This window comes from Lishizhenia sp., assembly GCF_057456495.1.
In genome coordinates, this window is record NZ_JBVCPV010000227.1 from 1 (window position 1) to 4,033 (window position 4,033).

A 4,033-nucleotide genomic window follows, 5' to 3' on the forward strand; every position below is an offset into this window, starting at 1 on the left:
CTAATCCCCCCATACGAATGATACTTAAACGCTTACCCAGTTTTTGATACAAAACTTTTTCCGCATCTATAAGTGTTGTACCTGACCTTTTAGAAGGACTCGTTGGACTGGTTTCATCAACCACTTTCAAATTATCATCGTACACAGAGGTTGAACTGATGAAAACCATTTTCTGTTCTTCGTTGAGCATGGCTGCAATATTGGCAACTACATCTACGTAGTTTTCCAATTTAGAGGGAGAAATCGCGAAAACTACTACATCCTTCCCTTCTATCCAGTCAAATAAATCTGCAGAATAATCCGCATTCAAATCTATATGCGTCGCCGCTATACCCATGGCTTCAATTTCCTCTAAACGACTGGCTGAAGAAGTAATAGCTGACACCTTTTCATTCATAATTCTAAGGCGCACTCCTGTGGGTTTTCCCAACCATCCAAATCCAATAATTCCAATACTCTGCATCACTTCATTACTTGCTCTACCGATAAAAATAAGATCCCTTTCAGAATATTGATCATTATCACAAAGAATTTCATGTTATTACGGTGAAAAAAATCACAAAAATCAACTTTGTCACTTATTTTTGTAGCATGAAAAATCCCTTCAGCAAAGCATTTATTCGCTTCAATTGGTTAACCCTAGTTTTAATTTATTTGGTAGTAATTGCAGGTAGTTTTGTGAGAATTACCGGAAGTGGAATGGGGTGTCCGGACTGGCCCAAATGTTTCGGCCAATGGGTACCACCAACAACCGATGAAAATTTGCCCGACAATTACAAAGACATTTACTCCGAAAAAAGAGCAAAGAAGGTTGTGAAATTTTCCAACTTCCTCGAAACGCTTGGAATGGGAGAAACGGCAGACAAATTGAGAAACGACAAATCACTCTTAATTGAGCAAGATTTTAACGGAAGAAAAACCTGGACGGAATATGTAAATAGACTTTTTGGATTTTTAGCAGGGAACGGTGTTCTCGTTGTTTTCCTTTGGATCATCTTGAAATACAGAAAAGAAAAACTGTTCTTTTTAAGCTTCGCCAACCTAATCATCTTAGCAGTTCAGGCATGGTTTGGATCTATAGTGGTTGCCACGAATTTAGTTCCATGGACCATCACCGTCCACATGTTTTTAGCCCTTGTTATCATCTGTTTACAATTGCTAATTATCCGAAAAATAAGTGAGCCAACAGGAAGAGCATTACGCGTATCAAAATCCATTAAAGGCATTATCATTTTAAGTTTTGCCATCACTTTTACACAAATGTTTTTAGGTACACAAGTGAGAGAATTTATTGATGAATTAACCAAACAAGGTATAGGAAGAGAAGACTGGAGTGATGAAATGGGAATGACGTTTTATATACACAGAAGCTTTAGTTGGTTGGTTTTAATTATGCTTGCAGTTTTGGCGTATTTAAATTTCAAATCTGCCAAATCAAAACTCTTATACAGTGCATTTATCATCTTAGCCATTGAACTTATCTCTGGAGTTTTATTGGCGCATTTCAACATGCCAGGGTTGGTACAAGTAGCCCATTTACTATTTGCAACCATCATTTTTGGAATTTTGTTTATTGCCCTTACCAGAAGTTTGTTCCCTCGCACAAATATTTCTAATTTTAATTAATGGATTTAATTGTAATTGTAGGTTATCTCTGCTCCATTTTAATCGGGATAGTATTAGGCCTCGTAGGTGGTGGTGGAAGTATCTTAAGTATGCCGGTATTGATTTACCTCTTTAGTGTGAATGAAGAAGTTTCTACTTCCTACTCTCTTTTCATTGTTGGAATGTCTTCTCTAATTGGCGTTTTACAACGACTTAAATTCAATTTACTCGCAGTAAGGGAAGGACTTATTTTCGCAATTCCAAGCACAATTACAGCATTTTTCATGCGTAGTTTAATCATGCCGAATATTCCTGAAGCATTACACTTCTTTGATACAACAGTAGAAAAAGATACGGTTATCGTAATACTGCTCGGTGTATTAATGATGTTTACTTCCTTAAAAATGCTGATTGGTAAAGACACCAATGAAAACAATAAAAAAACACCGCTCTCACTAGTTATCGCATTGGGAATTGCTGTAGGGGTTCTTGCTGGTTTTGTTGGTGCAGGAGGAGGATTTTTAATTGTACCCGCACTTATTTTTATGGGACTTCCTATAAAAAAAGCCATCAGCACCTCGATGTTGGTGGTAACTATACAATCTTGTGTGGCCTTTTTAGGTGATTTTAACAACCCAAAAATCATGGGCGAAGGTGGATTAGACTGGAGCTTACTCCTTGTATTAACGGGGCTTACGGTAGGCGGAGTTATAATTGGAGGAATTTTTTCTAAAAAAATAGATGGAAGTGTACTTAAAAAGGGCTTCGGTGTATTAATTTTACTTGTTGGTGGATTCTTAGTAATGGATAAACTCCACCTCTTTTAACAACGAGAATGAGAACGAAATACATAGATTTAATTGAACAAACTTTCGATTTTCCACAGGATGAATTTGCTTTGGAAGACGATGTTTTACAGTTCCATGGAATTGACTTAATGGGACTTATTGCTAAATATGGCACTCCCCTAAAGTTCAATTATCTACCCCAAATCTCTAATAACATCCAGAGATGTAAAGGTTGGTTTAGTGAAACCATGAACACCATCCGCTACACGGGGTCTTACAATTATTCTTATTGTACGAAAAGCTCACATTTTTCTTTTGTACTGGATGAAGTATTGAAGAATGATGTGCATTTAGAAACGTCTAGTTCATACGATATTGACATCATTAATCACTTGTTGGATAAAGGAAAAATCACCAATGATCCACAAGTAATTTGTAATGGTTACAAGCCCGATAAATACATTGATAACATTGCAGGTTTAATCAATGACAACCGCATTAAGGTTTTGCCCGTGATGGACAATGCCGATGAGTTGGACAGGTTAACCGAGAAAGTAAACCGTACCATAGATATAGGAATTCGTATTGCCTCTGAGGAAGATCCAAAATTTGAGTTCTATACCTCGCGTTTGGGTATGCGTTACCGCGACATCTTACCGTATTACTTAGACAAGATTAAAGACAATGAAAAGGTGAACTTGAAAATGCTTCACTTCTTTATTAATACAGGAATAGACGACAACGCTTACTACTGGAACGAATTAACAAAGAGTTTACGCGTATACTGTGAGTTGAAAAAAGTATGTCCTTCCCTAGACAGCTTAAATATCGGAGGTGGTTTCCCTATCAAGAAATCTCTCGGTTTCGATTACGACTACCCTTACATGGTGAAAGAAATTCTTTTACAGATACAAAGTGTTTGTAAAGAATACGATATCCCAGAACCAAACATTTTCACTGAATTTGGATCTTTTACCGTTGGAGAAAGCGGAGGAGCTATTTTTAAAATAATTGCGCAAAAACAACAAAACGATAGAGAGAAGTGGAACATGATTGACAGTTCGTTCATGACGAACTTACCTGATACATGGGCTATTAATCAGCGTTTCGTAATGCTACCTATAAATGGGTGGAATGAAAAATACGAACGTGTACTTTTAGGTGGATTAACGTGCGACAGTGATGATTACTACAATTCTGAGCAACACGTTAACGCGATTTACTTACCAAAATTTACAAAAGACAAAGATTTATATATAGGATTCTTTAACACGGGTGCTTACCAAGAAACCATTGGTGGTTTTGGAGGTTTAAAGCACTGTTTGATACCAGAACCGAAACATATTTTGATCAGTAGAGACAAAATGGGAGCAGTACAAACAGAAGTTTTCTCTGAGCAACAAAATGCCTCTGATTATTTAGAGATATTAGGTTATCAAAAATAGAATCTTAAAAGTTTATTAAAAATAATCCCCAAATAATAGAAGAATATTGAGTATTCTCAGTATTTTTGCGCCCCGCTTAATAGCTAATTGGTTGCAATTAACAAATTTACGGAGATGAAAATAGAGACGTTTTATATAACAAGTGAAAATGAATTTTCCAACACATTTAGAGAGTGGTCTGACAAGCTAGACCTC

General features: G+C 36.5%; 4 protein-coding genes. 3 read left to right on the forward strand and 1 reads right to left on the reverse strand.

What is annotated here, in order from left to right; translation table 11 throughout:
- Positions 1–463 (reverse strand): Rossmann-fold NAD(P)-binding domain-containing protein (locus AC22ZQ_RS12985; RefSeq protein WP_486756244.1); only part of this gene is annotated, 463 nt, incomplete at its 3' end.
- Positions 464–591: 128 nt separating this feature from the next.
- Here AC22ZQ_RS12985 and AC22ZQ_RS12990 point away from each other — a divergent pair.
- From AC22ZQ_RS12990 to AC22ZQ_RS13000, 3 genes are read left to right on the forward strand one after another with little or no spacing between them, the layout of a single operon-like run.
- Positions 592–1,626: a COX15/CtaA family protein gene (locus AC22ZQ_RS12990; protein WP_318959192.1), complete on the forward strand. Its 1,035-nt coding sequence runs from the start codon at positions 592–594 to the stop codon at positions 1,624–1,626.
- Complete coding sequence (locus AC22ZQ_RS12995; protein ID WP_318959193.1) at positions 1,626–2,432, forward strand: sulfite exporter TauE/SafE family protein; 807 nt, start codon at positions 1,626–1,628, stop codon at positions 2,430–2,432. The genes AC22ZQ_RS12990 and AC22ZQ_RS12995 overlap by 1 nt, the downstream gene beginning before the upstream one ends.
- Before the next feature lie 8 nt (positions 2,433–2,440).
- The gene (locus AC22ZQ_RS13000; protein WP_318959194.1) at positions 2,441–3,838 is read left to right on the forward strand and encodes a type III PLP-dependent enzyme domain-containing protein; all 1,398 of its coding nucleotides are present in this window, start codon (positions 2,441–2,443) and stop codon (positions 3,836–3,838) included.
- Positions 3,839–4,033: the final 195 nt, after the last annotated feature.

Coding starts and splice junctions, on each gene's coding strand:
- AC22ZQ_RS12990 (WP_318959192.1), top strand. CDS start 592: ATGAAAAATCCCTTCAGCAAAGCATTTATTCGCTTCAATTGGTTAACC.
- AC22ZQ_RS12995 (WP_318959193.1), top strand. CDS start 1,626: ATGGATTTAATTGTAATTGTAGGTTATCTCTGCTCCATTTTAATCGGG.
- AC22ZQ_RS13000 (WP_318959194.1), top strand. CDS start 2,441: ATGAGAACGAAATACATAGATTTAATTGAACAAACTTTCGATTTTCCA.